Annotated in this window: 27 protein-coding genes; 18 read left to right on the top strand and 9 right to left on the bottom strand. The window is 37.8% G+C overall.

Translation table 11 applies throughout. The annotated features are described in order from the left end of the window. The first annotated feature begins 25 nt into the window (after positions 1-25). Positions 26-1,480 (top strand): ABC-F type ribosomal protection protein, encoded by a 1,455-nt coding sequence (gene abc-f / locus MHB51_RS05535; RefSeq protein ID WP_342559186.1) that lies wholly within the window; start codon positions 26-28, stop codon positions 1,478-1,480. 306 nt (positions 1,481-1,786) lie between these two features. Next, on the top strand, positions 1,787-2,242 hold the full coding sequence (locus tag MHB51_RS05530; protein WP_107942419.1) for an NUDIX hydrolase: 456 nt from the start codon (positions 1,787-1,789) through the stop codon (positions 2,240-2,242). Between the two features lie 194 nt (positions 2,243-2,436). Here MHB51_RS05530 and MHB51_RS05525 read toward each other — a convergent pair whose 3' ends face one another. Both MHB51_RS05525 and MHB51_RS05520 read right to left on the bottom strand, forming a co-directional pair. Next, positions 2,437-3,129, bottom strand: a complete 693-nt coding sequence (locus MHB51_RS05525) for an AIM24 family protein (protein ID WP_342559185.1) — start codon at positions 3,127-3,129, stop codon at positions 2,437-2,439. Between the two features lie 78 nt (positions 3,130-3,207). Then, the gene (locus tag MHB51_RS05520; protein WP_342559184.1) at positions 3,208-3,864 is read right to left on the bottom strand and encodes a hypothetical protein; all 657 of its coding nucleotides are present in this window, start codon (positions 3,862-3,864) and stop codon (positions 3,208-3,210) included. A 127-nt stretch (positions 3,865-3,991) separates the two neighbouring features. Between MHB51_RS05520 and MHB51_RS05515 the strand changes: the two genes are divergently transcribed. Both MHB51_RS05515 and MHB51_RS05510 read left to right on the top strand, forming a co-directional pair. After that, entirely contained in the window at positions 3,992-4,432 is a 441-nt protein-coding gene (locus MHB51_RS05515; RefSeq protein ID WP_066171558.1) for a MerR family transcriptional regulator, read from the top strand. After that, positions 4,419-4,772, top strand: a complete 354-nt coding sequence (locus MHB51_RS05510; protein WP_066171555.1) for a DUF4260 domain-containing protein — start codon at positions 4,419-4,421, stop codon at positions 4,770-4,772. The genes MHB51_RS05515 and MHB51_RS05510 overlap by 14 nt, the downstream gene beginning before the upstream one ends. A gap of 32 nt (positions 4,773-4,804) precedes the next feature. Here MHB51_RS05510 and MHB51_RS05505 read toward each other — a convergent pair whose 3' ends face one another. Together MHB51_RS05505 and MHB51_RS05500 are read right to left on the bottom strand one after the other, a co-directional pair. After that, complete coding sequence (locus MHB51_RS05505; protein ID WP_342559183.1) at positions 4,805-5,224, bottom strand: universal stress protein; 420 nt, start codon at positions 5,222-5,224, stop codon at positions 4,805-4,807. Between the two features lie 13 nt (positions 5,225-5,237). After that, complete coding sequence (locus tag MHB51_RS05500) at positions 5,238-6,656, bottom strand: SulP family inorganic anion transporter (RefSeq protein ID WP_342559182.1); 1,419 nt, start codon at positions 6,654-6,656, stop codon at positions 5,238-5,240. A gap of 154 nt (positions 6,657-6,810) precedes the next feature. Between MHB51_RS05500 and MHB51_RS05495 the strand changes: the two genes are divergently transcribed. Then, positions 6,811-7,347 carry a DUF2179 domain-containing protein gene (locus MHB51_RS05495; RefSeq protein WP_066171543.1) on the top strand — a complete coding sequence of 179 codons (537 nt, stop codon included), beginning with the start codon at positions 6,811-6,813 and terminating at the stop codon, positions 7,345-7,347. A 506-nt stretch (positions 7,348-7,853) separates the two neighbouring features. On the opposite strand, the gene MHB51_RS05490 is transcribed toward MHB51_RS05495, so the two are convergent. Both MHB51_RS05490 and MHB51_RS05485 read right to left on the bottom strand, forming a co-directional pair. Continuing rightward, a complete protein-coding gene (locus MHB51_RS05490; protein WP_342559181.1) occupies positions 7,854-8,243 on the bottom strand; it encodes an effector binding domain-containing protein in 390 nt (129 codons plus the stop codon). A gap of 58 nt (positions 8,244-8,301) precedes the next feature. Beyond that, positions 8,302-9,192, bottom strand: coding sequence for a YafY family protein (locus MHB51_RS05485; protein WP_342559180.1), 891 nt, complete (start codon positions 9,190-9,192; stop codon positions 8,302-8,304). Positions 9,193-9,303: 111 nt separating this feature from the next. Here MHB51_RS05485 and MHB51_RS05480 point away from each other — a divergent pair, with 111 nt between their 5' ends. The 7 genes from MHB51_RS05480 to MHB51_RS05450 all read left to right on the top strand — a co-directional run bounded on the left by MHB51_RS05480 (position 9,304) and on the right by MHB51_RS05450 (position 15,090). Further along, entirely contained in the window at positions 9,304-10,194 is an 891-nt protein-coding gene (locus tag MHB51_RS05480; protein WP_342559179.1) for an acetamidase/formamidase family protein, read from the top strand. Positions 10,195-10,497: 303 nt separating this feature from the next. Beyond that, entirely contained in the window at positions 10,498-11,919 is a 1,422-nt protein-coding gene (gene proS / locus MHB51_RS05475) for a proline--tRNA ligase (protein ID WP_342559178.1), read from the top strand. Positions 11,920-12,323: 404 nt separating this feature from the next. After that, complete coding sequence (locus tag MHB51_RS05470) at positions 12,324-13,043, top strand: ABC transporter ATP-binding protein (RefSeq protein WP_066171528.1); 720 nt, start codon at positions 12,324-12,326, stop codon at positions 13,041-13,043. Further along, positions 13,040-13,786 (top strand): ABC transporter permease, encoded by a 747-nt coding sequence (locus MHB51_RS05465; protein WP_342559177.1) that lies wholly within the window; start codon positions 13,040-13,042, stop codon positions 13,784-13,786. Before MHB51_RS05470 ends, MHB51_RS05465 begins: the two co-directional genes overlap by 4 nt. Before the next feature lie 162 nt (positions 13,787-13,948). Then, positions 13,949-14,332, top strand: coding sequence for a group-specific protein (locus MHB51_RS05460; protein WP_342559176.1), 384 nt, complete (start codon positions 13,949-13,951; stop codon positions 14,330-14,332). Further along, on the top strand, positions 14,319-14,846 hold the full coding sequence (locus MHB51_RS05455) for an RNA polymerase sigma factor (RefSeq protein ID WP_342559175.1): 528 nt from the start codon (positions 14,319-14,321) through the stop codon (positions 14,844-14,846). The genes MHB51_RS05460 and MHB51_RS05455 overlap by 14 nt, the downstream gene beginning before the upstream one ends. Continuing rightward, complete coding sequence (locus MHB51_RS05450) at positions 14,836-15,090, top strand: hypothetical protein (protein WP_066171517.1); 255 nt, start codon at positions 14,836-14,838, stop codon at positions 15,088-15,090. The genes MHB51_RS05455 and MHB51_RS05450 overlap by 11 nt, the downstream gene beginning before the upstream one ends. Before the next feature lie 173 nt (positions 15,091-15,263). Here the strand turns inward: MHB51_RS05450 and MHB51_RS05445 are convergent, their stop codons facing one another. Beyond that, a complete protein-coding gene (locus MHB51_RS05445; RefSeq protein WP_066171513.1) occupies positions 15,264-16,058 on the bottom strand; it encodes a GNAT family N-acetyltransferase in 795 nt (264 codons plus the stop codon). A gap of 439 nt (positions 16,059-16,497) precedes the next feature. Continuing rightward, positions 16,498-17,661, bottom strand: a complete 1,164-nt coding sequence (locus tag MHB51_RS05440; protein WP_342559174.1) for a PLP-dependent aminotransferase family protein — start codon at positions 17,659-17,661, stop codon at positions 16,498-16,500. A gap of 180 nt (positions 17,662-17,841) precedes the next feature. Between MHB51_RS05440 and MHB51_RS05435 the strand changes: the two genes are divergently transcribed. The 4 genes from MHB51_RS05435 (at position 17,842) to MHB51_RS05420 (ending at position 20,598) form a co-directional block, all read left to right on the top strand. Then, a complete protein-coding gene (locus MHB51_RS05435; RefSeq protein ID WP_066171508.1) occupies positions 17,842-18,213 on the top strand; it encodes a DUF423 domain-containing protein in 372 nt (123 codons plus the stop codon). Positions 18,214-18,451: 238 nt separating this feature from the next. Next, positions 18,452-18,979 (top strand): sigma-70 family RNA polymerase sigma factor, encoded by a 528-nt coding sequence (locus tag MHB51_RS05430; RefSeq protein WP_342559173.1) that lies wholly within the window; start codon positions 18,452-18,454, stop codon positions 18,977-18,979. After that, positions 18,960-20,072, top strand: coding sequence for a hypothetical protein (locus MHB51_RS05425; RefSeq protein WP_342559172.1), 1,113 nt, complete (start codon positions 18,960-18,962; stop codon positions 20,070-20,072). The genes MHB51_RS05430 and MHB51_RS05425 overlap by 20 nt, the downstream gene beginning before the upstream one ends. Further along, positions 20,065-20,598 (top strand): hypothetical protein, encoded by a 534-nt coding sequence (locus MHB51_RS05420; protein ID WP_342559171.1) that lies wholly within the window; start codon positions 20,065-20,067, stop codon positions 20,596-20,598. Before MHB51_RS05425 ends, MHB51_RS05420 begins: the two co-directional genes overlap by 8 nt. Before the next feature lie 73 nt (positions 20,599-20,671). Here the strand turns inward: MHB51_RS05420 and MHB51_RS05415 are convergent, their stop codons facing one another. Further along, positions 20,672-21,661, bottom strand: a complete 990-nt coding sequence (locus MHB51_RS05415; RefSeq protein WP_342559170.1) for a M23 family metallopeptidase — start codon at positions 21,659-21,661, stop codon at positions 20,672-20,674. Between the two features lie 1,475 nt (positions 21,662-23,136). Between MHB51_RS05415 and MHB51_RS05410 the strand changes: the two genes are divergently transcribed. Further along, entirely contained in the window at positions 23,137-24,450 is a 1,314-nt protein-coding gene (locus MHB51_RS05410) for a nucleotide sugar dehydrogenase (RefSeq protein WP_235616014.1), read from the top strand. An 11-nt stretch (positions 24,451-24,461) separates the two neighbouring features. Next, positions 24,462-25,892, top strand: a complete 1,431-nt coding sequence (locus tag MHB51_RS05405; protein ID WP_342559169.1) for a polysaccharide deacetylase family protein — start codon at positions 24,462-24,464, stop codon at positions 25,890-25,892. Position 25,893 lies beyond the last annotated feature (1 nt).

Genomic DNA, 25,893 nt, shown 5'->3' with positions numbered 1-25,893 from the left:
AATATTTTTTCGGAGGTAGTGCAAAATGGAACAATTGCAATTTGAAATAAAACAATTAACACATAATTATTTAGATAAAAAAATTTTAAAGATTCCTTATTTAGCAGTGCATCAACTACAGCGTATTGGCATCGTAGGGAATAACGGTGCTGGCAAAAGTACATTGCTTAAGCTGCTGGCAGGAAGGATTTCCCCGACAATAGGACATATAAATAGCTTTGTTGATGCACTCTATATGGACCAAATTGATTTGCAAGTGGGAAATCATATTGATTATGCATTGCAAGGGAAGCTGAATGTTGGTGCACAGCATGCCCATTTGAGTGGAGGTGAGCAAACTCGATTGAAGCTAGCGGAGCTTTTGTCGACATATGCTCCTTGTTATTTATTAGATGAGCCGACTTCGCATTTAGACCAAGATGGCATTCAGTTTTTGATTGATGAATTGACTTACTATTATGGGACACTTATTATTGTCAGTCATGATAGAGCATTGTTAGATGCTGTTGTCGATACAATTTGGGAAGTGAAGAACGGCGCAGTACATGTTTATACAGGCAATTACAGCGCCTATAAGGAGCAAAAGGAACTAGAGCGTCAAATGCAGCAACAAGCTCATGAGACTTATATCAAAGAGAAAGGTCGATTAGAGGCAGCCGCCGCAGATAAAATGAAGCGCGCGGAGCAAATGGCGCAGGCAAAAAGTATGTCACGCAAAGAGGCGAAGGCAAAGCCAAATCGCATGTTTGAAACAAAGTCGAAAGCCTCTGGACAGAAGGCTTTGCACAGAGCAGCAAAGGCGATGGAGGAGCGCGTGCAGCAATTACAGGCAGTTGAAAAACCTGAAGCTGAGCGCATATTTCATTTTGCCCATCAGGCAATTACGGAATTGCATAATAAAGTGCCAATTTTGGCAAATGATTTTACGCTAACAGCTGGTGATAAGCTGCTATTACAACGCGTCTCTTTTCAAATTCGCCAAGGTCAAAAAATCGCTATTACAGGCGCTAATGGTAGCGGTAAAAGTACATTGCTGAAGGCCATTGCAGAAGGGGCAGAAGGTATTGATATATCGCCAAAAGTGAAAATCGGTTATTTTAGGCAAATGAGCTATCAACTTGAAGCAGCTCAAACATTGCTGCAATTTGCGAAGTCGCATGCTGTCTACGATGAAGGCTTTTTAAGAAAGGTATTAGCTGCCATGCATTTTACACAAACTGATTTGCGCAAAAGTGTTCGCGATTTAAGTGGTGGTGAAGCGATGCGCCTACAGCTTGCTTTGTTATTTGTTGGGGATTACAATGTATTATTGCTCGATGAGCCAACTAATTTTTTAGATATTACATTACTGGAAGCGTTGGAGCAATTTATTTTAGGCTATCAAGGCACTGTGCTTATTGTGTCGCATGACGCAAGCTTTTTAAAGCAAACAACAACAGTGCGTTACCATTTAGCAAAGCAAAAATTAATTTTGCAATAAATGAAAAGGGCGTCCAAAAGGCTATGCATTTACCGGCTTTTGGGCGCTTTTGTTTGTAAAAAACTGCCTTTGAAAACCATCGATCATGAGAAATTATCTTTATGCTCAATGCAAAGGGAAAAACTCAAAATAACTTTTTAGACAGTTCTTTCTTTTTTGAGTATGCTTTATATAATACTTTCGCTTTTATAAGAGGATTTTTGAAATATTTAACAAACGTAGAACAAATTCTTGAACAATTCAGTAGTTACCCGTTTTAAAGGGAGCACCGTTTAATATTGTTGTTACAATAGGAGATGAAGTAGATTGGGATATATTAAAGAATTACGAAAAATAGTAGGCAGTCGCCCACTGATTATGGTCGGTGCTTGTATTATTATTATGAATGAACAGAATGAAATTCTTTTACAACATCGTAAAGATAATGATTGCTGGGGATTGATTGGAGGTTCTATGGAACTTGGAGAATCTTTAGAGCAAGTCGCTTATAGAGAGATGTTAGAAGAAACAGGTTTGAATGCGAAACAACTTACTTTGTTTAAAATATATTCCGGTGAAGACTTCTATTATCAGTATCCGCATGGAGATGAAGTTTACTTAGTTGTAGCAGCTTATGAGTGCAAGAGCTATACAGGAATGTTACGACATGATAAGAAAGAAGCGTTTGAAGTGCGATTTTTCCCATTAAATCAATTGCCATCGAAGTTTAATCCAGCAGACCAACCAATATGGATGGAATATTTAAAAAGAGGGCTATCCTAGAAGTCAAACTTCTCCTCAGCGCAGTGAAAACCAGCTTTACCCTTATTTTAAATTCAAAAGAAGAAGGCTAAATCCAGTGTTTCTCCCATTTTCAAAGAAACACTACTCCATTTTATTTAATGATTTCTTTGATGAAATATCACCGAAGCATCCCATAAGCAGTGCATTGCCTACTTTTGGGACGCTCTTCATTTTTAACCCTGTGCTTGCATATACACTTCCTCATACGGCTGGACGATGACGAAGCCGTCCCCTTCGAAACGCATTTGGAAGGATTCCCCGCTGCCTCGACCGATAAATGTTTTAAAGGAAATATCTGTTTGGAATTCAGGTTGTAAATTGCCTGACCATGCTACTGTTGCATTTGGGTCGGTAATAATGGGTTTACCGGGCGTTACGCGCAAAGTTAGAGGCTCGTAATGTGTCGTAATCGCAATAAGCCCTGTGCCTTCACAGCGAATATTAAATAAACCACCAGCCATCATACCAGCAACTCTTTTCATTAATTTAATCTCATGCTTAATTGTTGGTTCAAAGGCAAGGAGATCATTACCATTTACGTAAATAGCTTCATTTTGCAAATGCAAAATAATAATTTTCTTCCCGCTATCGGCTAAATAAAGCTTGCCTTTACCTGTTGCCTTCATAAGAGAAGCGCCCTCGCCTGTAAAAGCTTTTTTAAATAAAGTTCCAAGCCCATGCTCTAAAATACCCTCACGCTCAAATTTTATTTTCCCATTGTAGGCAACCATTGAGCCTGCTTTTGCCCAAACAAGATTTTCTAAATTGACTTCTAGCATGCGCGGAGTTTCTAGCTCAAAAAAGCCTTCTCCACGATCTAGCTGCTCTGTTTCCTTAATAAATTGTGAAATTGAATATTTATTCATAATGCCACACCCTTCCGTTTTTTACATATACGTATAAATCATATGAGAAGTTTCAAAAATAGATTACGGTTCATGCCATCATCGTGAGGAACGTTTTCCATTAAATATAGATAAATGGCTTGCAGAATACAATATATCAATGACTACAATAATTGCCCAAATCATAGAAGCATGGTATAAAAATTCGCTTGGATAAGGGGAATTTTTGAACTGGTCTGTTGTAAACCATTCACCTATCGTGGAAATATAATAACCAAATTGCGAAAACGATTCCATGCCAATTGCCCAAAAAATAAGCTGTGCGATAACAAAAATAATTACATGTACCGTTGTCATAATAATATCTTTACGCTTCTTATAATGAGGGTTCTTCTCTTTTGCAATGATTTGATGGTCCTTTGCTGTTAATAAATCAATACCGCGATAATTTCCTATTTTTACACGCATCCATCTATCTAATTTTTTGAAATCATTTAAGCCGAAAGTGACAGCATAAAGTACAAATATAGTAATGAGAATTGTAAAGTTAGAAATTTCACCAGTATAGTTATAAACTATCCACGCAATTGCAGCTTCAAAAGCCGTTACCGCAATAAATAATAGGATAAAGAAATTGCTTGCTTTGCGCTTATTAAAGAAATATCTTGTAATACCGAATAACACTAGTGAGACAATGGAGATTACTTCTGCACTTATAAATAATGCCCATTGGTAGGACAGTAAAAATGTCTGCATGATGAACATCCTTTCAATAATTCGTCTTGCTTAACATATACGTACAATGCTGTGACAAGTTTCAAAAAAATACTTGACCTTGGAGTATGCTCCAATGATAGTGTGGGTATAGAGAGGGGGAGCAACGGTGTTAATAAAACAATTTGCAGCAAAATATTATCTATCACAAGATACGATTCGCTATTATGAAAAGGAAGGTTTATTAAGCCCGAAGCGCTTAGAAAATGGCTATCGCTTTTATGATGCATCATGCGAAAGAAATATTAAATTCATTCAGGTGATGAAAAAAATAGGCTTTTCCTTACAGGAAATCAAGCTATTGCTCATTTTAGATGGGCAGCCGATGAGTGAGGAGTGCAATCAAGCGTCCTCTAATTTATTTGTAAATAAAATAAATGCTGTGGAAAGACAGCTTGCATTTTTTACAATTGCCTTGCAAGCATTAAAAATGGCAGAAGGTTTAGTACAAGAAGGAAAATATGAATCAAATAAACAAAAAGTGAATGAGACAATCGAACAAATGTATCGAGAAATAGAGGAGGGCGAAAGGAACGATGACTTTACGTAGCTTAATAAAATGGGAGTATGGAATCAATTTTTTACTGCTACTCGCAATTTATATTTATCTCGATTTTTCTGTGCTATGGTTTTTCCTCTGTTTGCTTGTGCCCGATATATGCGCTTTAGGCTATGTCATGAATGAGAGAATCGGTGCAATCCTATACAATGTTGGACATAGCTTTATATTGCCCTCTACTTTATTGACGATAGCGCTACTAACAAGCTTCTCATTTTTGCTCCCAATCGCACTGATTTGGCTAGCGCATATTTTCATGGATCGCGCTTTAGGCTATGGCTTGAAATATACGACAGGATTTAAGGACACACATATACAAAGAATTTTATGAAAAGCATTTTCATAAAATTCTTTGTGTAAGCACTATTTTACAATTAATGCAGGGCAGTTGACACGTTTCATTACTTTATGGCTAACGCTGCCTAGTACCATCTCCTGTAAGCCATTTAAACCACGGCTACCGATGATAACAAGGTCAACTTGATTGTCGTTCGCATATTGAATAATTTCAGGTGCGGGCTCTCCTTTTAAAATGGTTACTTTATAAGAAATATGATGTTCCTTCAATAGCTGTTCAACTGTTGCTACTTTACGGCGGCGTTCCAATAAAAGGCTTTCGGACGATGCGCTGTGTAAATGCTCAGCCCTTGCATTGTCAAAGCTTGCGACATAGACGATATTAACAACTGTGTTTGCTGAGAGTCGCGCAATTTTTACAGCTTCCTTCGCTGCCCGTAACGCATTATCCGAGCCGTCTGCTGCTAAAACGATGTGCTGATACATAAAAAATCCCCCCCTATGAAAAACTCGTTAATTTTTGATAAAGTGCCTGACTCGCTGGGTTCATGCCGATTACTGTAACAGTTTGTCCCTTTTCCTCTAGCTTGCTAATAACCTTTACAAGTGCGCCGACGCTCGATTCGTCCCACAGATGGCTGCTCGTTAAATCGATTGTAATATGTGGCTCACGAGCTTGCTCTAGCTGCTCGACAAAGGCTTTTGTTGAAGCGAAGAAGAGCGGACCCTCAATCATATATATGCCATTATTTTCTGTAATATTGACCTTTGAAATTTTTGCAACGAACAGTAGAGCACTAATAATAATGCCCGTTACAACACCGATAGCTAAATTACCCGTATAAAGTACAATGACAATCGTAATGAGCATGACGAAAACCTCTCCTTTTGGAGCAGTTATCGAATATTTCAAGGAGCCCCAATCAAAGGCCGTTATCGCGACCATCACCATAATACCTGCCAGCACAGGCATCGGAATATCTACAACAATGTCACCAAGCACAACAATTAAAAACATGAGAAAGATACCAGAAACAAGTGTCGATAAACGTCCGCGCCCACCTGATTTGACATTAATCATCGATTGTCCAATCATCGCACAGCCTGCCATGCCACCGAAAAAGCCGTTGACGATATTGGCAATACCTTGACCACGTGCCTCCATATTTTTATTCGATTTCGAATCTGTCATATCATCTAAAATTTGTGCAGTTAATAGCGATTCTAACAAGCCTACAACAGCAAGTGCCAATGAATAAGGTAAAATAATTTGCAAGGTTTCGAGTGACAACGGAATATCAGGTAATAAAAATACAGGTAAGCTTGTTGGTACAGCACCTAAATCGCCGACCGTTTTCAAATCAAGCTGAAACACAAAGGCTGCCGCTGTTAATAACACAACAGCGATGAGAGGTGCAGGAACCATTTTGAAAACCTTCGGAATAAAATAAACAAGCCCAATCGTAATAAATAAAAATAAGTATGTCATGCTATTGCCCCCAATAAAATGAGGCAGCTGTGCCATAAATACTAAAATGGCTAAAGAATTAACAAAGCCTATCATCACAGCGTTGGGAATAAAACGCATCAGCTTGGCAATCCCAAAAATGCCCAAGAAAATTTGAATAATGCCTGTTAAAATAGTTGCCGCTAGTAAATATTGCAAACCATAGTCTGCGACTAAATCGACAACAACAATCGCCATTGCACCAGTCGCAGCAGAAATCATCGCAGGACGTCCGCCGACAAATGCGATAACTGTAGCAATCGTAAACGAGGCATACAAGCCGACCATTGGGTCAACACCTGCCATAATCGAAAAGGCGATGGCCTCAGGAATTAGTGCAAGTGCAACAACGATTCCTGATAAAATATCCGCACGAATATTGCCAAGCCATTGCTGTTTTACAGTGTGCATATTGCACTTCCTTTCTACTAATAAGTACGCTTAACATCATATCACGAAATGTCACCTTTTGAATGATGAATAAATGCAACGGGAAAAAGAAATTGACTTTCCTTGTTTTCAGCCATACAATAGCAGAAAGTTTTCTAGTGAAAGGACTGTGTCTATGAGCAATATTGTCTTAATTATTATTTTGCAATTGATTTACGTACCTTTTTTAACATTGCGTACAATATTTTTAGTGAAAAACGTAACCTTCCTAGCGGCTATTTTCGGTATGATTGAAATGTTAATTTACGTATTCGGACTTTCACTAGTTTTTAGTGGCGACCAAAGTATTTTAGCGATGGTTGTCTACGCTGTAGGCTTTGGCCTAGGTATTTTTTTAGGCGCAAAGATTGAGCGAAAGCTAGCGATTGGCTATGTTTATGCAACGATTAATACACAAAAGAAAAACGATGAGCTCGTTGCTTTTTTAAGAAATGCAGGTTTTGCAGTAACGATTTATGTCGGTGAAGGACGCGATAGCGAACGCTATAAATACGAAATTTTAACGAAGCGCAATCGCGAGCCAGAGCTTTTTCAGATTGTGGAGCAATTTGAACCCAATGCCTTCATTATTTCCTATGAGCCAAAATCCTTTAAAGGCGGCTTTTTAGTAGCGCGTATGAAGCGAAGGGATAATAAAAATAAATATTCGTGAAGGCTGTCTAAAGTTTTAGACGGCTTTTGTTGTAATGAAATATTAGCTGATGGACGAGCTAGAAAAACAGCAGGTGATTCTGATACACTGTTAAAATAGTTCTTTCATTCAATTCTACTTTCAGGTTAATGAGCGAATTTGAGTAATTTACGAGCGAATTTGGCAGACTTATGAGCGAATTCGTTTAGTTTATGAGCGAATCAATACTTTCGACCTACTGATTTCGAGTAAATGCTTTGTTCTGATTTACAAATTCGATATATGGTATTATTTGTTATATAATACAATTATTTTTTAAGCTAAGATTTAGAAATCTTGAAGAGCGGCAGTACATTGGGCTAGCTGCTACAGCCTATTAGTATTTTGCTATTTATGGCTGTCGTTTTGATGGGCATTAGCATTAATATAATGGCGAAAAAGCAGGTACATGAAAAGAGGCAGCCTCTTGTATATTTGAAGAGGCTGCCAATTCGCCGATAAACTTCAGAAAAGCACTGATATATTTTTTACTCCTTCACAGACAGATAAATTTTCACTGTGCCGTCTTGTGCATAGTATTCAAAATCTGTTTTATAGGCCCTTGCGATGTCACTTTGCCAAATTTCAGTCCATGCAAGAAAAACACCATTTTCTTGTGATGTATCGACAACGATTACTACATATTCCCCAGTAGGTATAATGACACCTTCTTCACTTGCCCCATTCACTTCTGTGCCAATATATAAATCATAATCGCCAGTAAAGTCACTTTCATAATTATGATAGATGGCAAAAATATCTCCTTGCAAGCCGCTAGCCATTACATTCTCCCAAAGCTGCCCAATCGCTTTTGGGGTTGCATTATTTGTACGAATGCCTGTACCAACAATGTGTTTCTCTGTGAAAAGTGTTTTCATATTAATAACCTCCTTGTTTCTACACTTAGCATAGCGAACAAAATATGACAACTGTCTGTCAGCTTTCCAAAATCTTTTTAATTTCTTCTAAATGCTTTTGCTGAAGCCAAGCGGGTGCAAGGATTTTCACTTTACTGCCAAACATGCGAATAAAGGGAAGAATATCATTTGTTATATCATAATGAAATTTTGCAATAATATGCTCTGAATGAATAGCAAGCTCCTCCTCTGTGAAAAAATCGTAGAGCTTGCCATGTTCACTTAGCCCGAATTGTAAAATGATTTGCTCAAGTTCAACAGGTCGCTCAGTTGTGGACACAAGAAGAGGCTGTTTGATAGTTGCTTCAATAGTTTCCATTGTACGGATTCTTGTCAGCTTAAAAAATCGATAAGCCTCTCGCAGCTGACAAAAGGCCTCTGCATACCAGCTCCCGTTTTGTAAATGTAGCTTGATAGGCAAGACCGTGCGTGTAGTAAAATGACCATTTTGCGCTACGTATGAAATTTCAATTGCTTGTTCATTTTCAATAAAGGCTAAAAGCTGTTGTATTTTATTCTTTGTCTGTTGTTCAATAATATTTCGGTGCAATGTTGCGTTCGACAATGTAAAGCTAATATCATACTCTTCTTGAAAAAGAGCAAGCTTTTGCTGTAAATTTGCAAGCTGCTGTTCTTCAAAAAGCTCATTTCCAAGTGTAATGCCATCCATTACTAATTTCTTTTCCGTATCACTAAATGTTAATTTATTAAGCTGATAACGGTCAGCCAATGTAAAGCCGCCGTTTTTACCTAGATGTGACACAATCGGAATACCTGCTGCACATAATGAGTCGATATCTCGATAAATTGTTCGTTTGCTTACTTCTAGTCTTTCAGCTAATTCATCAGCAGTTACGATTCGTTTATGCAATAAAAACACAACGATGGCAAACATTCTTTCTACTTTCATTGTTACAACCTCCTTCAATGCACTTCTTCAATTATACAGCTATGCTTGTTGCTTAATTATCTACAGAATAATACAAAAATTTGCTATTATAAAGCTAGGAGGGGATTGAAAATGAAGCATTTTATTTCTAAAGAACATGCAATTTATGCCATGAGTGCAGACAATCAACCTGTGTGTATAGTGCAAAGTGGAGACACGGTTGTGTTTGAGGCGTATGATTGCTTCACAGACCAAATTACAAGCGAAGATCAAGTAGTTGAGGCACTTGATTGGAACAAAATTAATCCGGCGACAGGACCTATTTTTGTAGAAGGAGCTAAGCAAGGCGATGTATTAGAAGTGGAAATTCATACAATTGATATTGGTGATACTGTAACCTTAATGACTGGTCCTGAATTAGGCGTACTCGGTGATGAGTTAGATACAATGACGATTAAACGTGCGCCGATTATCGATGACGAGATACTGTTTACGGAGGATATAAAAATCCCAGTTAACAAAATGATAGGTGTCATTGGCACAGCGCCGGCAAATGGTGCCATAAGCTGCGGTGTACCTGATGCGCATGGGGGCAATATGGATACAACAGCCATTACAGAGGGCGCAAAGCTCTATTTGCCGGTTAATGTTGAAGGGGCTTTGCTTGCACTAGGGGATTGCCATGCGGCGATGGGCGATGGTGAAGTATCGGTTTGTGGCGGAGAAGTGCCTGCGCAAGTAACAGTGACAGTGCGCGTTCTGAAAAATCACACTGTGCCAACCCCCTACTTAATTAAGGATGATGCGATTAGCACTATTGCCTCAGCGAAAACATTGGATGAAGCTGCGGTGATGGCGACGAAAAATATGGTGCGCGTTCTTAAGCAATCGACCGCATTAACAGATGCGGAGGCAATCCATTTATTATCACTTGCAGGACAGCTGCGCATTAGTCAAATTGTTGACCCGAATAAAACAGCACGGATGGAGTTGCCGCTGCGTTATTTGAAAAATTTCCCGTGAGTAGCGATTGAAATGATGTGATTCATTTGCTATGATTGAATGCAAATATTTAATTCGTTGATGTGCCCAAGTAAATAAAGAATTGTGAAACAGAGAGTATAGCAAGAGCTGAGAGCTATATCACCGCTTCTTTATTGAAACCTAGCACGGAGAAGTGCCGACTCGTTGCCGTTATCCAACGTTAGAGGGCTTTAATTGATTAAAGCTAAAAATAGGTGGTACCACGTTTATTATGCATAAAGACGTCCTAATTCAGGATGGCTTTATGCTTTTTTATTTTTGAATTAAAGGAGTGTATTGTTTATGCAACAAGAAAATGAATTTACGAAATGGTATTTGAAAACAATTCAAGATGCGGAGTTAATGGATTATACACCTGTTCGCGGCTGTATTACGTTTCGACCAGATGGCTATGAAATTTGGGAGCATATTCAAGCTGCTATGGACCAGCGTTTTAAAGAAACAGGGCATCGCAATGCTTATTTCCCGATGTTAATTCCTGAATCATTTTTCGAAAAGGAAAAGGACCATATTGAAGGCTTTTCACCTGAGTTGCCATGGGTGACGGAGGCGGCAGGAGAGCCTTTGGAGGAACGATTAGCTTTGCGACCAACATCTGAAACGATGATTGGGCATCTTTATGCAAAATGGGTGAAAAGCTATCGTGATTTACCACTGCTGTTAAATCAATGGGCGAATGTTTTCCGATGGGAGAAGAAAACATTGCCGTTTATCCGTACATCGGAGTTTTTGTGGCAGGAGGGACATACTGCACATGAAAATGAGAAAGAGGCGCGTCAGGAAACGATGCAAATGCTCGCAATTTATAAGGAGGTCGTAGAAAATATTTTAGCGATTCCTGTATATGAGGGCACAAAAACAGAGTCAGAGCGATTTGCTGGTGCTGTTGATACATTTTCAATTGAAGCGATGATGAAGGATGGCAAGGCGGTACAGGCAGGTACATCTCACTATTTAGGGACAAAGTTTGCAGAGGCCTTTGATATTAAATACCTTAACAAAAATAATGAGCATCAGTATGTGCATACGACTTCTTGGGGTACTTCGACACGACTAATTGGCTCAGTCATTATGGTGCATGGCGATGAAAAAGGATTGGTTTTACCACCGAAAATTGCCCCAACACAGGTCGTGCTAATGCCAGTCGGTCCATTTAAAAAGCATCCAGAAATTTTAGAGAAGCTTGAGGAAATTCAACTAGCTTTAAAGGGTAAAGGCATCCGTGCGAAGCTAGATGATACAGACCAAACAGCAGGCTTTAAATTTAACAAATGGGAGCAAAAAGGCGCTGCTTTGCGTGTTGAGCTAGGACCTCGTGATTATCAAAATGGGCAAGCGATAGTTAAAGCGCGTGATGAAGAGGAGAAACAAACAGTGAGTTTGGCACAATTAATCACAGTCATTGAGGAAGAGCTTGAAGTCATGCAGACACGTCTTTTGACAAAGGCGCGCGCGTTTAGAGATGCCCACTCTCATACGGCAATCGACACAATGACACAGCTTGAGCAGCATATCGAAGCAAACAAAGTGCCAGGCTGGATTTTAGCAGGCTGGTGTGGCAGTGTGGAATGTGAGCAAAAGGTAAAGGAACAAACAAAATTCACAACACGTAATATCCCATTCAATTCGCCTATCGAAAAGAAGACATGCATTTGCTGTGAGCAACCAGCTCAGCATACGGTTTGGTTCGCTAGAGCTTATTGATGATGGTTGAAATTCCCTTTCATTCTTTTTATCCCGTATTAACAGGCTGTAAGACCCCCACTTCAAAACAACAGATAAAATCAAGATGTTTAAGTGGGGGATCCAACAGCCTGTAAAAACCCGATTGGTGAAACTACCAATCAGTGGGGGATGAAGAAAACCCCCACTGATTGAAGGTTCACTTTATACTACTTATAAGTGAAATGGTAGGGAAAAATATAAAGGCTATCTGTCTAGTAAATATTTGCAGTGAAAGAAACATCTCTAGAAAGAAGGCGCATTGAAATGTTAAGTACATTTCAATGCGCCTTCTTTGTTTTTTTATTCCAGACTACAAAAATAAAATGAACTTTCTTGAACTCCCGTTTGTATAGTAAGTAAATAAATAAAGAGGGCGTGTTCGAATGAATCTTTCTTTACAAGACATTGTGAAAACATATAATGGGCAGGGAGTTTTAAATCGATTTTCTGCCACATTTTCAGCAGGAGGCTGCTATTTGTTGCTAGGGGAAAATGGCGCAGGGAAATCGACGCTAGCAAAATGCATTGCGGGAGATATTGTTTATGATAGCGGGACAATGCATTATCAACGTAACCGCTTAGTAGCAGAAGATGTAGCGATACAGTACCAAGCATTTGATAGCTATAGCCATTTGAAAATTGCTGAGGTAATTCGTCTTTTTCAAGCGTTGACAGGGAGTTCAAAGGATTTAACAGAGCTACATAACTTGCTAGAACTTACTACATATAGCCATGTTTTAGTAAAAAATGCCTCTGGTGGTCAACGCAAGGCATTGTCAATTTATTTAGCGTTTTTATTAAATAAACCAATTATTTTGCTTGATGAGCCGTTTGCAGATTTGGATTTAATGAAGAAAAAACAGTTTGCTGCCTTTTTACAAAAGGAGATTAAACAGTCGCAGTGCATTATCATCGTAATTAGCCATGAAGTAGCAGGCTTTGAATCGCTATTCGATGCGATTTATATTTTACAAAATGGTCAGCTAGCAGATTACGGTACATTAAATGTTTTGGAGGAAAAATACCCGAACTCTATGCTTAAGGGTATTGAAGGCATTTATTTTGAAGTAACAGGAAAAGTATTAGGAGGGCGAGTAGGATGATAAAACAAATTACACACACATTTATGTTAGAAAGCATGCGTAATTATGGAGTAGGCTTTGGCAATGTGTTACCAGCATTTATTTTTTTTATCATGTCCTTTATTATAAAGTTTGTTGTTAATGAGGAAACATTTCAATACATGGTGAAGGGACAGTTTTTGCCAGTCTCAATTTTGCTGCTGCTATTCTCTTTTGCTTTTTCGAGTGCTACGATTTATTTAGCAGATATGAAGGCAAATCGCACATTTGATTGGCTAAAGCGTACAAAAGTTGTACCTTCTACTTATTATATTGGGATGGGTATCGGTGTATTTGCATTAGTAAATATTGCATTAATATTGTTATTAGGTTGCTATAAACTATTAATTGATATTACTTGGAGTAATTTTTTACTTATATTATTAATGTGCAATTTCGTTTTGCTTGCATTATATCCATTAAGCTTTATTTTGGCAGGGCTTTTTAAAAATGGCAAAGTGGCACAAAGTATGCTTGTGCCAACGATGATTTTATTGATGTTTTCGATAACGATGACAACGATGTTCTTAACGCTTGCGGGCAAGGATCCGCAGCAATATTTTATTTTTTTAGTGTGGAATCCAATGCTTTATTTGAATGATAGCTTACAATATTATTTAGGCTTAACGACAAATACATGGCTTCCCTTGTATCAGTATTGTATTATTTTGGCAGGTTGGAGCTTAATACTTATGCTGATTGCACGCAAAGTTTATCCCGTATGAACAGGCTGTAAGATCCTCCTTCAAAAACACCAGATAAAATCAGGCCGTTGAAGTGGGGGATCAAACAGCCTGTAATAACCCGATTGGTGAAACTACTAATCAGTGAGGGGATGAGGACCCCCACTGATTGAAGATTCCCTTTATCACAGATAGGAGGAAAGAATGATGGGAGCTGGCTGGATTGTTTCGCTAATTGTTGGAGGGCTATGGATAATTATCATTTTAGCAATTATTATACCCTTTGACAGAAAGCATATTGTACGAGAAAATCGCAAAATTAATTATCGTAAAACGACGATTTATTTGCGCTGGAATGTTTTTGATACATTAATATTTGTTTTAGGCATTTATACAATTGTTTGTGTGCAGGCTTTAAATATGCTGATTTCAGGAGGGGAAGATGTAACGAGCCCTTATGTTCAATTTTTTACAAATCAATCACAAGTATGGGTGATTATTATTGTGATTTATTCATTTGTACGTATATCAAGCACTTTAAAATCCATCAAAGCCCACTTGGAGGATGAGCTAGATGATGACAAATGAAGATTTAATGTTTGCTTATCAAAAGGGGGATGCTGAGGCGTTTAATAAGCTGTATAATCAATTGTATAAGCCTTTGTACAGCTTTTTATTTCGCTATACAGGTGAGGAACAGTTAAGTATTGATATTGTACAGGATACATTTGAGCAGCTACAAAAAAAGCGGCAAGATTTTGATGTGCAAAAGGGCACTGTAAAATCATACATATTTCAAATTGGCTATCGTTTATTAATTAATAAGCTTAATCGTAGGAAAAAGTGGCGTAGCTTTTTTCCATTTTTAGTACCTATGCAGGTGACTTCTTTTTCAACGGAGGATAAGCTTGCGGTGCAGCAAGCGATTGCCAAGCTACCAGAAAAGCAGCGCGGTGTTATTTTACTTGCGTACTATCATGATTTGCAGCAGGATGATATTGCTAAAATTTTAGCGATACCTGTTGGGACGGTTAAGTCGAGATTACATCAAGCATTAAAGCGTTTAAAAGAGGAGTTGGAGGAGGATTTTCATGCTGAATAAGGAATGGAAAAAGGAGCAAAAGCTACAGCAGCACCTTGACCAATTTGAGGTGCAAATCCCTGAGAAGCTAGCGACCTATAAAAAAAGTCGCTTAGACCGTTTTATTACATATTTAGGTTCACCTGCGAAAGACCCATTGGAGAAATGGAACAGTACATCAGCAGGCTACACAGCACTGCGTATTATGCCGATTGTTTGCGGGTTAGTACTGGCAATTGTGCAGTGGCTAAGCATTGGAATATAAGTTGAAAATAATGAGTAGCCTGCGAGCATTCAATAGGCTGTATTTATTTTTAATTAAAAGGAAAAGCTACACACCCTAGTGTTTATCATATTTTTTCAGAGAAACTCTTCTTTATTATCGACAAAGGCGTCCAAAAGCAGGCAATGCACTACTTTTTGGATGCCCTCGCCCCATTAGTTTTTATAACGTAACATATTCCAAAAGCCGATATCCTCAAAGCCTAGACGTTTATAAATAGCACCAGCGGCAGGGTTGTCATAAAAAAGGCACAGTGATTTGCCTTCGTCTAGTAGCTCGCTACAAAGCTTTTGCATACATTTTGTGGCGTAGCCTTTTTTCTTATAGTTTTCAAGTGTAGCAACAGCAACAACCATGGCGGATAGGCTGTTTTCAGCTGTCGTCGAAGCTGTTGAAACCATTACACCGTCTTCTCGCATAAAATAAGTGCGTCCTGTTTTGCTTTCTAATACGCGTAGCTTTCCCTCAACTGTAATGGGGCTGCCTTCGAACTCAGGAATGGTCGATAATAATGCAATATTTTCCTCAATTTCGTCGCGTGTAAGGAGTTCAACATGTTGTAACTCTTGCTCCTCATAAATTTTTTGCAACTCCGTACATTTCGCATAATAAAGCTCTTGTTTTTTGAACAATTCTTTATGAATATAGGGCTCAAGCAGGTCTGTAAGATGCTTGAGACCAGATAGCTCAGTCATCTCGTCGTCGCTGTTTATAATAGCTGCAAAGCCTTGTACATCAAAGGCTCCTTGTGCATAAGGGATATAGTTGCTCTCGTATTTTAGCAGAACAGCGATTAGCTCCTCTCCTTCAAACTGTCCCCAAATTTTTTGAAATGGCTGGTCGTAGCCAAATGCCTCAATATCTCCAATAATGAAAAGATTTTCAGCGGGCTGCTGTTGGACGAGTGCCATGCAAATGTCGTGGTCTGCTGTAGTCAAAAGTCGTATCATGGTATCTCCTCCTTAAAAGGTAAATTAATGCAATGATAGAGAAAAAGTTTCCATATGTCAACCGTATTTTAACAGAAATTTTGCAAAACGTAGAATAAAAAAGCGAGGGGCAATGCCCTCACTTTCATTCGCAATAAATCGATTCAAGCTCACTCTTATTTAAGGTTAACACCGCTAAAGTCGATGTTTTCCCTCATTCTCAAAGAAAGCTTATATTTTTTTCATAGGAACTACCATTTTATCCCGCATTAACGGGCAATAAGCCTCCTACTTCAAGACTTAAATGAAATCGGTATAAGGCTAAGTGGGAGACCAACTGCCGGTAAAAGCCCGAATGGTTCAACTAACATTCAGTGGGGAGAGCGCCCACTGAATGAATCCAAACAGCCCCCACCAGCGTCCCCAAAGTGGGCAACTGCACGGCTTTTGAGACGCGACTTTACAAAATGCTGCCTAAGCGTTTAATACCTTCCTCAATAATTTCAGGTGTGGAGTTTGTGTAGTTGAGGCGCATTGTATGAACATCGCCCGGATTTATATAAAACGGATTCCCCGGTACAAATGCGACTTTTTGTTCCATCGCTTTATTGAAAACATCCATCGCAGAACGCCCATCATTCATCGTTGCCCAAATAAACATGCCGCCTTGAGGCTTTGTATATGAGACATGGGTAGGGAAATATGTTGCCATTGCTTGTAGCATAGCATCCGACTGTGTTTTATATAAATCTTTAATCTTTTGAATATGCTGCGGTAAATCATTATTTAATAAATAATCTGCAATGATATATTGCGAGAAAATATTTGTATGCAGGTCTGTTGCTTGCTTTGCTGTTTCAATGTGCTGTAATAGCTCTCTATTTTTCGTAATGATAAAGCCAAGACGCATGCCCGGTGTGACAGTTTTTGAGAAAGAGCCAAGCAGCACGCTATTTTCCATTTTTCCTGCGGCGATATAAGGTAAATGGTCACCTTCGAAACGGAGCTCACCGTAAGGATCATCCTCTACAAAAATAACATCATGGCGTGAAACAAGCTCATACACTTGCTGACGTTTTTCAAGCGAGTAAGTAAGACCTGTTGGATTTTGGAAATTTGGTACTGTATAAATTAGCTTTACATTAGGTTGCTGTAATGCTTGCTCAAGCTGCTCTAAATTTAAGCCGTCCTCCTCTAATGTAACAGGATAAAATGCAGGCTCAGCCATTGTAAATGCTTGAATTGCGCCTAAATAGCCGGGCTCTTCAATAATAATGCCATCCCCTTTATTTACAAGTACTTTTGCTAACAGCTCCAATGCTTGTTGCGAGCCTGTTGTTAATAAAATATCATCTGGATGAATTTGCAGACCATATTGACGATTATATTTATCGGCAATATATTGACGCAAAGGCAAATAGCCTTGGGTTGAGGCATATTGGAATAGTTTGGCACCATGTTGTTTCATTGCACGGTCGATGGATATATGAATATCCTCTAATGGGAATGAAATGGGGTTCGGTAAGCCGCCTGCAAAAGAGATAACATCATTCGCTTCGGTAACTTTTAAAATATTTCGAATAAATGAAGAGGGGGTATTTAAAATTCTGTCTGAGTACTGCATCGTGTAAACAACCTTCTTTGTTTTAATTTTTCGAAAATTATAACACTTTTAAATTAGCTATACAATATAGTTTGTGAAAAAAATTACAAGCAAGCTTTTTTAGCAAAGAAAGTAGAAAATGCTAGCAAAATAGGCGTATAATAAATGAGGTGAATTTAATGTAGAAAGAAGGTTACTATTATGACGTTTGCTTTAGTAATAGGTGCTAGTTTTGCTTTGTTAGCAATTGTGCTAGGTGCATTTGGTGCACATGCGTTAAAAGATAAATTTCCAGAGCCGCGCTATGCTGCGATTTGGGAAACAGCTGTACAGTATCATATGTATCATGCATTAGGGCTTGTAGCAGTTGGAATTTTAGGCTTTGATGTCATTCTCGGTACGACAAGTGTTTTACAATGGGCAAGCTACTTAATGGTAGGGGGTATCTTGCTATTTTCTGGTAGTCTTTATGTTTTAGCTGTGACAGGTGTGAAAAAGCTAGGCGCGATTACACCGCTGGGCGGGCTATTATTTATTGGCGCATGGGCATGTGTAATTATTGCAGTTATATAGCTTCTTTTAGCAATGTTTATGCAGTAGTCAAATTATTTTTGTAGCGATAACAAGGCGGTAGCTACAAAAGTTTTTTTACGAATATTTCATATAGAAGCTCGGGCTGTCTGAAAAGGAATACCTTTTTGGGCAGCCTTATTTTTTATTGTAGGATTTTGAGAAATATCAGCAATTTTTTAAAATAGTGCAAGCTAAATTCGTAAAATTACAGTCTAATTTATAGAGAGAGGTGAAAAATGTGAATGAACGGCTATTAAGACAAGCACAAAGGGGGGATGATGAGGCATATATTAAGCTTTTTCAGCAGTATGAGCAAGAACTGTATGCGATGGCCTATGTGTATGCCAAAAATAAGGATGATGCACTCGATATTGTGCAGGAATGTGCTTATCGTTCTTATAAAGCCATCCAACAATTGCGGGAGGAGAATTATTTTAAAACATGGCTTATTCGCATTTTAATCAATTGTGCGCATGATTTACTGAAAAAGCGACCACATTATGAGGAATTGCACGATACAGATTTAATAGAGGAGCCAGTCGCACTTGATACACAGTTTACATTGCAAAGTGTAATGGAGCATTTATCAATAGAAGAAAAGCATGTTGTATTACTGAAGTATTATGAGGATTTTACATTTGAGCAAATTGCAGATATTTTACAGTTAAAGCTCGGAACGACGAAAACGATTTTATATCGTGCATTGAAAAAATTAAAGGCAAAGCTAGAGGAGGAGGGCATGATAGATGAAATCTTTGAAAGATGAAATGCGCCAAATTGTGCAGCCAAAAGACTTACATAAACGTGCTATGACAGGTATTCAGCGGGCGGCAAGGGAGCAACGTCGACAAAAGTGGCTACCGACTTTTTTAAGCGTTTCGTTGACAGCCGCAGTCGTTTATTTCATTTGGCTTGTCTCAACAACCTCGCCTGAACAGCAAAATAATCAAGCGACGACGCTGCAACATAATTTACTAGGAGCGTATAGCGCTTATTGGATAGCAGGACTTATTACAGCACTACTGCTTATTTTTGTGATACTTATTGCCAAACGTTATAAAAGATGGCGTAAAAAATTGGCACTTATTATGGTCATTATGCTGTCATGGATTTGGAACAATGCCTACTATGAAGAGCAGCAGTTACCGCAACCTTATGTTTATCCATTATCGGTGAATGTGACGGAAGAACAAAATATTAAATCCATTTATGTTCATGCAATTATTAATAAAGGAGAATTTGAAAAAACGATACAGATAATTACTATTAATGATATTAAACTCCACGTAAATGGAATAGGCGGTCTTAGCTTAGGAAGCACAGCACATCATATAACGACTGATGCTACACTTGACTTACAAGGCAATGAATTAAATAGTTTAATGAAGGAACGCACACCGATTGAAGCATATGCTATTTTTTCAGACGGTCAAAAAATACCTTTCGATATCCAATTTAAACAATTTGAGAGAGGTAAAGAAACAGAGAGTAGTGGATTTGAAATTGACTCAAATCAAAATAATAAGGATTTGTTTAAAACAGAACTTACAACAGTGTTAGACATTATCCCACCCCCAATTATAAGTAATTATAAGTTAGAAAATGATGGTGAAGTAATTAAAAGTGTTGGTATGGGGGAGGAACAAGAAATCGATTTATTACCATATCCGATGAAACGGGAATTACTTGAGTTATCTTATTGGGTAAACGAAGAGAGAGAGCTGAGAAGCTATCAAAATTTATATTTTATAATTGAAACGACAGACGGTACTATTAATAAAATGGTAAATATCCTTTTCCCTCCCTTTTCTCGCGATGTCGTCAAAAAAGTACGACAGGAGATGATGGAGCATGAATGAACAATGGCAAATCGCATTGAAATGGCTACTTAGAGGATTGATTTTCTCAGTGTTTACATTTTTTCTACCATATATATATATAGTACCAATTTTGATGATTTTATATGCTGTATTAAAATTCCCTGAAAAAAGTAAACTAAAAACAATTGTTTCTATTGTTTTACTTCTTATGCTTTTGGAGCAATTGAGACCTGAAAAATGGTATACACATGATGTTATTTTTGCAAATCGCCTCAGTTGGATAACACCTGTCTTGCCATATTTACTACTGCTATTTATTGTTTATTTACTTAAACCACTTTCGGAGAAAACAGACAGCATGCGAGAATATAAGAAAATGGAGCACTTTTGCACAGTTGTTGTTGTCACTTCGTTAATCGCATTTTCTTTCGGTATGAACGTAACTGAGAATTCCCAATTGCTAATTATTGTTGGAGCAGGTCTTTTCTATATAGCAGCCTTAATTACAGTTATTCATTTTTTAAGATTTATGCTGCGCACGGGGGTATTGTTTTTGAAAAACTAGCGCTTTGCCCATTCGTACAAAGATAAGGAAAGCACATGAAATCAAGAAATAAACCTCTGATTTCATGTGCTTTTTATTGCCCTTTTTTTGCTTGGCGCTCCCAAATGAGTAGTGATGGAAATGGGTCAAATGCCCATTCATTACGCCCATCAAACTTATACATACCATAATGTAAATGAGGTGGGAATTTACCAGATGTTCCTTCCTTACCATAGCCGGAGCTGCCAACATAGCCTATTACAGTGCCTGGCTCGACAATATCACCAATGGCTAATTCGGGATGGAAGGAGGATAAATGTGCATAATAATGATACGTATTATGCAAATCACGGATGCCAATGCGCCAACCGCCGTATTCATTCCAGCCCATTACTTCAATAACACCGTAGGAGGTAGAGTGAACGGGCGTTCCGTAACTTGCAAATAAATCAGTGCCTTCATGCATTCTCTTGCCACCCCATCCACGGCTTGCTCCCCAAGTACCTTTGTAGCTGTAATTTGTTCGGATAGGAATAGGAAAAGCACGCTCGGCTAAGGCGACGGTGTTGTACTTTTTATAAATAGATGCAATGACATGAATTTGATTAATCGTCTGGTCATTCTCATAATATTCCTCTAATGCTGCTTGAAATGTACCTGCTGTGGTGTGTGCCTTGTGCAAATACCTAACCAATGTACGCAAAACATCTGCGTCTTGTGCTTGATCTGCGATACCGTCATTATTGCCATCTAGTCCATTACCTCCGAAATAAGCGATTGTTGCAGGCGATGTATCTTGCATAGAAGGGTTAAATGGACCAGTCCAAAAATGTGTAGGGAATTGCATAGAAATAATACCTTCACGTGTTGGTAAGTCTTTACGTACGGCTTGGATATTTCGTTCATATTGATCGATAGCAGCAATATAATACCAGGGGACAATTGGGCTTTCGAATTCATAATAATAGGCCATTCTTTGTGCATATATTTCATCTTGTGAAGGTGTTTGCTGTGCACTGCTGGATGGTATTGCGAACAATTGGCTAAGCAGTACGAAACAAAATATTATTTGGAAACGTTCCATTCTACATTCCCTCCATTCTACACGTATAACATAACCAATTTTTTTGATTTTATGAGTGATATTAAGGACTTGTAAATGAATAAGCTTAGGAATGCGGATTAATCGCTTTTATGTAAGAAAAATACATGTAAAATGATTGCCTTTGTTTAAAATCAAATTGTATGAGAATTACTGAATAAATAAACCATCAATATCTGCTGTTTTTTCAGCAAAATCTTATTATAGCTACGTTCAAATAAAGAATTGTTAATGAATAAAGGTGCTGTCCCAAAAGCCATGCATAACCGGCATTTTGGACAGTAGCGATGATGTTTCACAAAATGTTAATTCATATAAACCGAAAACGCCTCTTTTAAAAATGGGATGAACACAGTATTATCCTTCAGTAAAAGGGAAGCGATGAAAACATTGATTTCAATGCGGTGTCAAAAAAATGGACATTTCGGACAACTCCTAGTTTTATCCCGTATTAACAGGCTGTAAGACCCCCACTTCAAAACAACAGATAAAATCAAGATGTTTAAGTGGGGGATCCAACAGCCTGTAAAAACCCGATTGGTGAAACTACCAATCAGTGGGGGATGAAGAAAACCCCCACTGATTGAAGGTTCACTTTATTGTGTCCACAAACGTGCATTTGAAAATGTTTTTTAAAAAAGGAGCGTCTTATAAAAATTAATTGAAGCCTGCGTCCTCCGTAGCGGAAATGAACAAATTACTAAGTTTTCTCTATAAAACAATCGCTAATTAACCACTCGATAAAAATTATTTTTTAATTTTAATTTTTTAACCTAATTTTAACCTTTGCATGTTATTTTTTAGTTTATATGTTCTAAAAGAGGGCTTTACTGTAATTCGATAAAATGAGTATGTTCAGTTTTAGTTGAGGTTTCTCCTACATAATTATAAAGAAGATAGCGAGGAATTGCGAAACGAAAAACTATCTAGCTTTTTCGAATGCTGGCACTCTTCAATTTACAATATAAGGTGCAGTGAATAGCAAAATAGATTTTGAAATACACCCCAATAGTATAGGTGTACCCTTTACAGATTACATAGGAACAACGAAAGACGTCATTATCTCCAACATAATTAATGGTAGACCAGTGACGAGTATCATGTATTCTGTCTTTTCTTATGCGCCCTTTCATCCATATGAACAAATGATTAGCTCCTACGGACTGAAGGTTCAATACGTATTGTAACTAAAAGTTTAGACATTATTTTGTGATTATACTCTATTATGGTTAGACTGATTCACGGCTACGAGATAATGTAGAGGGCTTTATATATGGGCATTCCTAAATCAAGCTTAATTAATATGGGCACTTGTAAGTAAAAATAAAGAGAATAATAAAAATATATTAATTAATGGTATTTTTACGATTATTTGTATTTTTAAAGGAATATATAGACCTATTTGTATTTAGAAAGCTCAGTCGATATTTAATCATATAGGAAAAAGGGGTGGTTTTTTGAATAAAGAAATATGCAAAGAAGTATTTACTTTAATAGAAAAAATAAAAAGTAAAAAAGCAATAATTGGCATTGTTGGACTTGGATATGTAGGTCTTCCTTTAGCATTAGAAGTGACAAAGAACGGATTTTCTACGCTTTGCTTCGATAAGGATTTAACTAAAATTCATCAGCTACAGCAAGGAAGTAGTTATATTACAGATTTACAATCAGCAAGAATACAGGAGGCGATAGCGAGCCAGCGTTTTATTCCAACTAGTCAATTTGAGCTACTTCATCAAGCGGATATTATTGTCATTTGTGTCCCAACGCCACTAGGTGAGCATGGTAATCCAAACATTACTTATATCATTGAAGCTGTTGAACAAATCGGACAGCATATGAAGGAAAATACACTAATTATTTTAGAAAGCACTACGTATCCTGGAACAACAAGGGAGGTTGTGGCTTCAGCAATAGAGAAGCATGGCTTTACAGTGGGGAAAAACAGCTTTGTAGCTTACTCTCCTGAGCGAATAGACCCGGGCAATAGAAATTTCAATGTAACGAATACGCCAAAAGTGATTGGTGGAATGACATCACATTGTCAAGAGATGAGTAAGTTATTTTATGAGGAGGCTTTGCAAACAAAAGTTCATTGTGTATCTACTCCAGAAATTGCTGAGATGGAAAAGCTTTTAGAAAATACATTTCGGCAAGTAAATATCGCATTAATAAATGAACTAAGTAAAGTGTGTTATACGATGGGCATTGATGTATGGGAAGTGATTGATGCGGCTGCAACGAAGCCGTATGGATTTATGCGATTTGCACCGGGACCAGGAGTTGGGGGACATTGTATTCCTGTCGATCCGAAGTATTTATTATGGTCTGGTCAGCAGCATGGTACGACGATTACATTAATTGATGCTGCAGATAAAATTAATGAATCAATGCCTAAATTTGTTGTTGAACGATTGGCAAGCTATTTGCAGTTGCAGAATAAAAAACTTGAAGGTGCAAGGATTGTAGTCGTTGGTGCTGCTTACAAGCCAAATATAAATGATATAAGAGAGTCGCCAGCATTGCCAATTATTCATTTATTGCAAGAACAGCAATGTGAAATTCATATTATTGAACCTTTTATTAACACCGTACAGGGGATTGAAACAGAGCAACTCACTGTGGAATTAATACAGCAAGCCGATGGTGTACTTATTATAACGAATCATTCTTCCATCGATTATCGATTAATTGATAATCATGCGTCTTTAATTTTCGATACCCGTCAAACAGATTTTTCGTTTAACAATGTAAACTATTATAAATTATAAGGAGCTTTTCTATGCGAAGGTTATTATTTTACAGCATTATAGTTTTCTTATTTTTATCAGGCTGTCAATCTGATACAAAAAAGAGCGCAATTGAGGTAGTTGAACCCTCAATTGATGTTGTTCAATCAGATGGAACATTAAGCGAAGTCATTCGCGACTCTAACATATTGCAGCCGAAAATGGCGTTGACCTTTAATGGGCTAGCAGATGAAGAAACGATGTTACATTTGTTAGAGCAGCTTGATGCACTATCAATACATGCTACCTTTTTCATTGAAGGGATGCGTGTAGCGCAAGAGCCAGACCTTGTCAAACACATTGTAGCACAAGGGCATGAAGTGCAGAGTGGCACATTATCATTTGAGGATATGACGACGTTTAATTATGAGCAGACGTACAAAGATTTGCTTCTGACTAATCAAATTTTTGAACAGCATTTAGGCTTTACTCCCCAATTTGTGCGCAGTCGCTCTGGGGATGCTACAGAAAATATGCAGTCGGCAGCAGCGATGCTTGATATGACAGCGGTCATTGAATCTTCAATTAACCCTCAAGATCGTAAGATGCAAAGTGCTGAAGAAATTGTAGCGTATATCGAACGCTTTATAAACAGTGGGGCAATCATTCATTTAAACACATATATTAATCCTGCTATTATTGATGCCATCCCTTTATTAGCGCAGTCTTTAGAGCAAAAGGGTTATACACTGACAACATTGACGGACGTCATTAATAATAAATATACGGTAAAACAATTAGAGGAAATTGATGGTTATGACAAAATTCAATTTAATTTAGATTATGAAAATGTTGAGCCCTTTATTTATTACCGAAAAAACACAGCAAAAAAAGAGATTGCTTTAACATTTGATGATTGGGCAAGTGAAGAGCAAACAAAGAAAATATTAGATGTTTTACGTCAGTACGATATAAAAAGCACATTTTTCTTAATCGGCAGTGGTGTTGAAAAAAATCCACATATAGCAAGGCTAATTATGGATGAGGGACATGAAATAGCTAGTCATTCCTATAACCATTTGGACGTAACACAAATGACTCCAGAAGAGTTACAGGAAGATTTGATTAAAGCACATCGCGCATTAACGTATGCATTGCAGGAAGCGCCATTACTTTATTTTAGACCAGCACAAGGTGTAATGGATGAAAGAACGGCAAAAATAATTGCCGCTACAGGGATGGAAGTAACCGCACTCTACGATATTGCCTCGTTTGATTGGAATATAGATTATTCTGCTCAAGATATTTATAAACGAATTATGGAACGAGTAGGTCCAGGGAAAATTATTGTGATGCATGTTTTAGATGATACGCAGACAGTAGAGGCGCTGCCATTAGTAATTGAGCAATTACAACAGCAAGGCTACACTTTTGAAAAACTCTCTACATGGATTGAACAAGATTTTGATGAGAAAGTAGATTGAT

The sequence above is a fragment of the Metasolibacillus sp. FSL K6-0083 genome (assembly GCF_038630865.1).
GTDB lineage: Bacteria > Bacillota > Bacilli > Bacillales_A > Planococcaceae > Metasolibacillus > Metasolibacillus fluoroglycofenilyticus.
Note: the sequence above shows the minus strand (reverse complement) of the source record. Positions and strands in the feature narration are given on the sequence as shown.

What these genes read in the sequence shown, in the direction of transcription:
- abc-f (WP_342559186.1), top strand. Translation starts at nt 26, where the DNA reads ATGGAACAATTGCAATTTGAAATAAAACAATTAACACATAATTATTTA.
- MHB51_RS05525 (WP_342559185.1), bottom strand. Translation starts at nt 3,129, where the DNA reads ATGAATAAATATTCAATTTCACAATTTATTAAGGAAACAGAGCAGCTA.
- MHB51_RS05520 (WP_342559184.1), bottom strand. Translation starts at nt 3,864, where the DNA reads ATGCAGACATTTTTACTGTCCTACCAATGGGCATTATTTATAAGTGCA.
- MHB51_RS05510 (WP_066171555.1), top strand. Translation starts at nt 4,419, where the DNA reads ATGACTTTACGTAGCTTAATAAAATGGGAGTATGGAATCAATTTTTTA.
- MHB51_RS05505 (WP_342559183.1), bottom strand. Translation starts at nt 5,224, where the DNA reads ATGTATCAGCACATCGTTTTAGCAGCAGACGGCTCGGATAATGCGTTA.
- MHB51_RS05500 (WP_342559182.1), bottom strand. Translation starts at nt 6,656, where the DNA reads ATGCACACTGTAAAACAGCAATGGCTTGGCAATATTCGTGCGGATATT.
- MHB51_RS05495 (WP_066171543.1), top strand. Translation starts at nt 6,811, where the DNA reads ATGAGCAATATTGTCTTAATTATTATTTTGCAATTGATTTACGTACCT.
- MHB51_RS05490 (WP_342559181.1), bottom strand. Translation starts at nt 8,243, where the DNA reads ATGAAAACACTTTTCACAGAGAAACACATTGTTGGTACAGGCATTCGT.
- MHB51_RS05485 (WP_342559180.1), bottom strand. Translation starts at nt 9,192, where the DNA reads ATGAAAGTAGAAAGAATGTTTGCCATCGTTGTGTTTTTATTGCATAAA.
- MHB51_RS05480 (WP_342559179.1), top strand. Translation starts at nt 9,304, where the DNA reads ATGAAGCATTTTATTTCTAAAGAACATGCAATTTATGCCATGAGTGCA.
- proS (WP_342559178.1), top strand. Translation starts at nt 10,498, where the DNA reads ATGCAACAAGAAAATGAATTTACGAAATGGTATTTGAAAACAATTCAA.
- MHB51_RS05470 (WP_066171528.1), top strand. Translation starts at nt 12,324, where the DNA reads ATGAATCTTTCTTTACAAGACATTGTGAAAACATATAATGGGCAGGGA.
- MHB51_RS05465 (WP_342559177.1), top strand. Translation starts at nt 13,040, where the DNA reads ATGATAAAACAAATTACACACACATTTATGTTAGAAAGCATGCGTAAT.
- MHB51_RS05460 (WP_342559176.1), top strand. Translation starts at nt 13,949, where the DNA reads ATGATGGGAGCTGGCTGGATTGTTTCGCTAATTGTTGGAGGGCTATGG.
- MHB51_RS05455 (WP_342559175.1), top strand. Translation starts at nt 14,319, where the DNA reads ATGATGACAAATGAAGATTTAATGTTTGCTTATCAAAAGGGGGATGCT.
- MHB51_RS05450 (WP_066171517.1), top strand. Translation starts at nt 14,836, where the DNA reads ATGCTGAATAAGGAATGGAAAAAGGAGCAAAAGCTACAGCAGCACCTT.
- MHB51_RS05445 (WP_066171513.1), bottom strand. Translation starts at nt 16,058, where the DNA reads ATGATACGACTTTTGACTACAGCAGACCACGACATTTGCATGGCACTC.
- MHB51_RS05440 (WP_342559174.1), bottom strand. Translation starts at nt 17,661, where the DNA reads ATGCAGTACTCAGACAGAATTTTAAATACCCCCTCTTCATTTATTCGA.
- MHB51_RS05435 (WP_066171508.1), top strand. Translation starts at nt 17,842, where the DNA reads ATGACGTTTGCTTTAGTAATAGGTGCTAGTTTTGCTTTGTTAGCAATT.
- MHB51_RS05425 (WP_342559172.1), top strand. Translation starts at nt 18,960, where the DNA reads ATGAAATCTTTGAAAGATGAAATGCGCCAAATTGTGCAGCCAAAAGAC.
- MHB51_RS05420 (WP_342559171.1), top strand. Translation starts at nt 20,065, where the DNA reads ATGAATGAACAATGGCAAATCGCATTGAAATGGCTACTTAGAGGATTG.
- MHB51_RS05415 (WP_342559170.1), bottom strand. Translation starts at nt 21,661, where the DNA reads ATGGAACGTTTCCAAATAATATTTTGTTTCGTACTGCTTAGCCAATTG.
- MHB51_RS05405 (WP_342559169.1), top strand. Translation starts at nt 24,462, where the DNA reads ATGCGAAGGTTATTATTTTACAGCATTATAGTTTTCTTATTTTTATCA.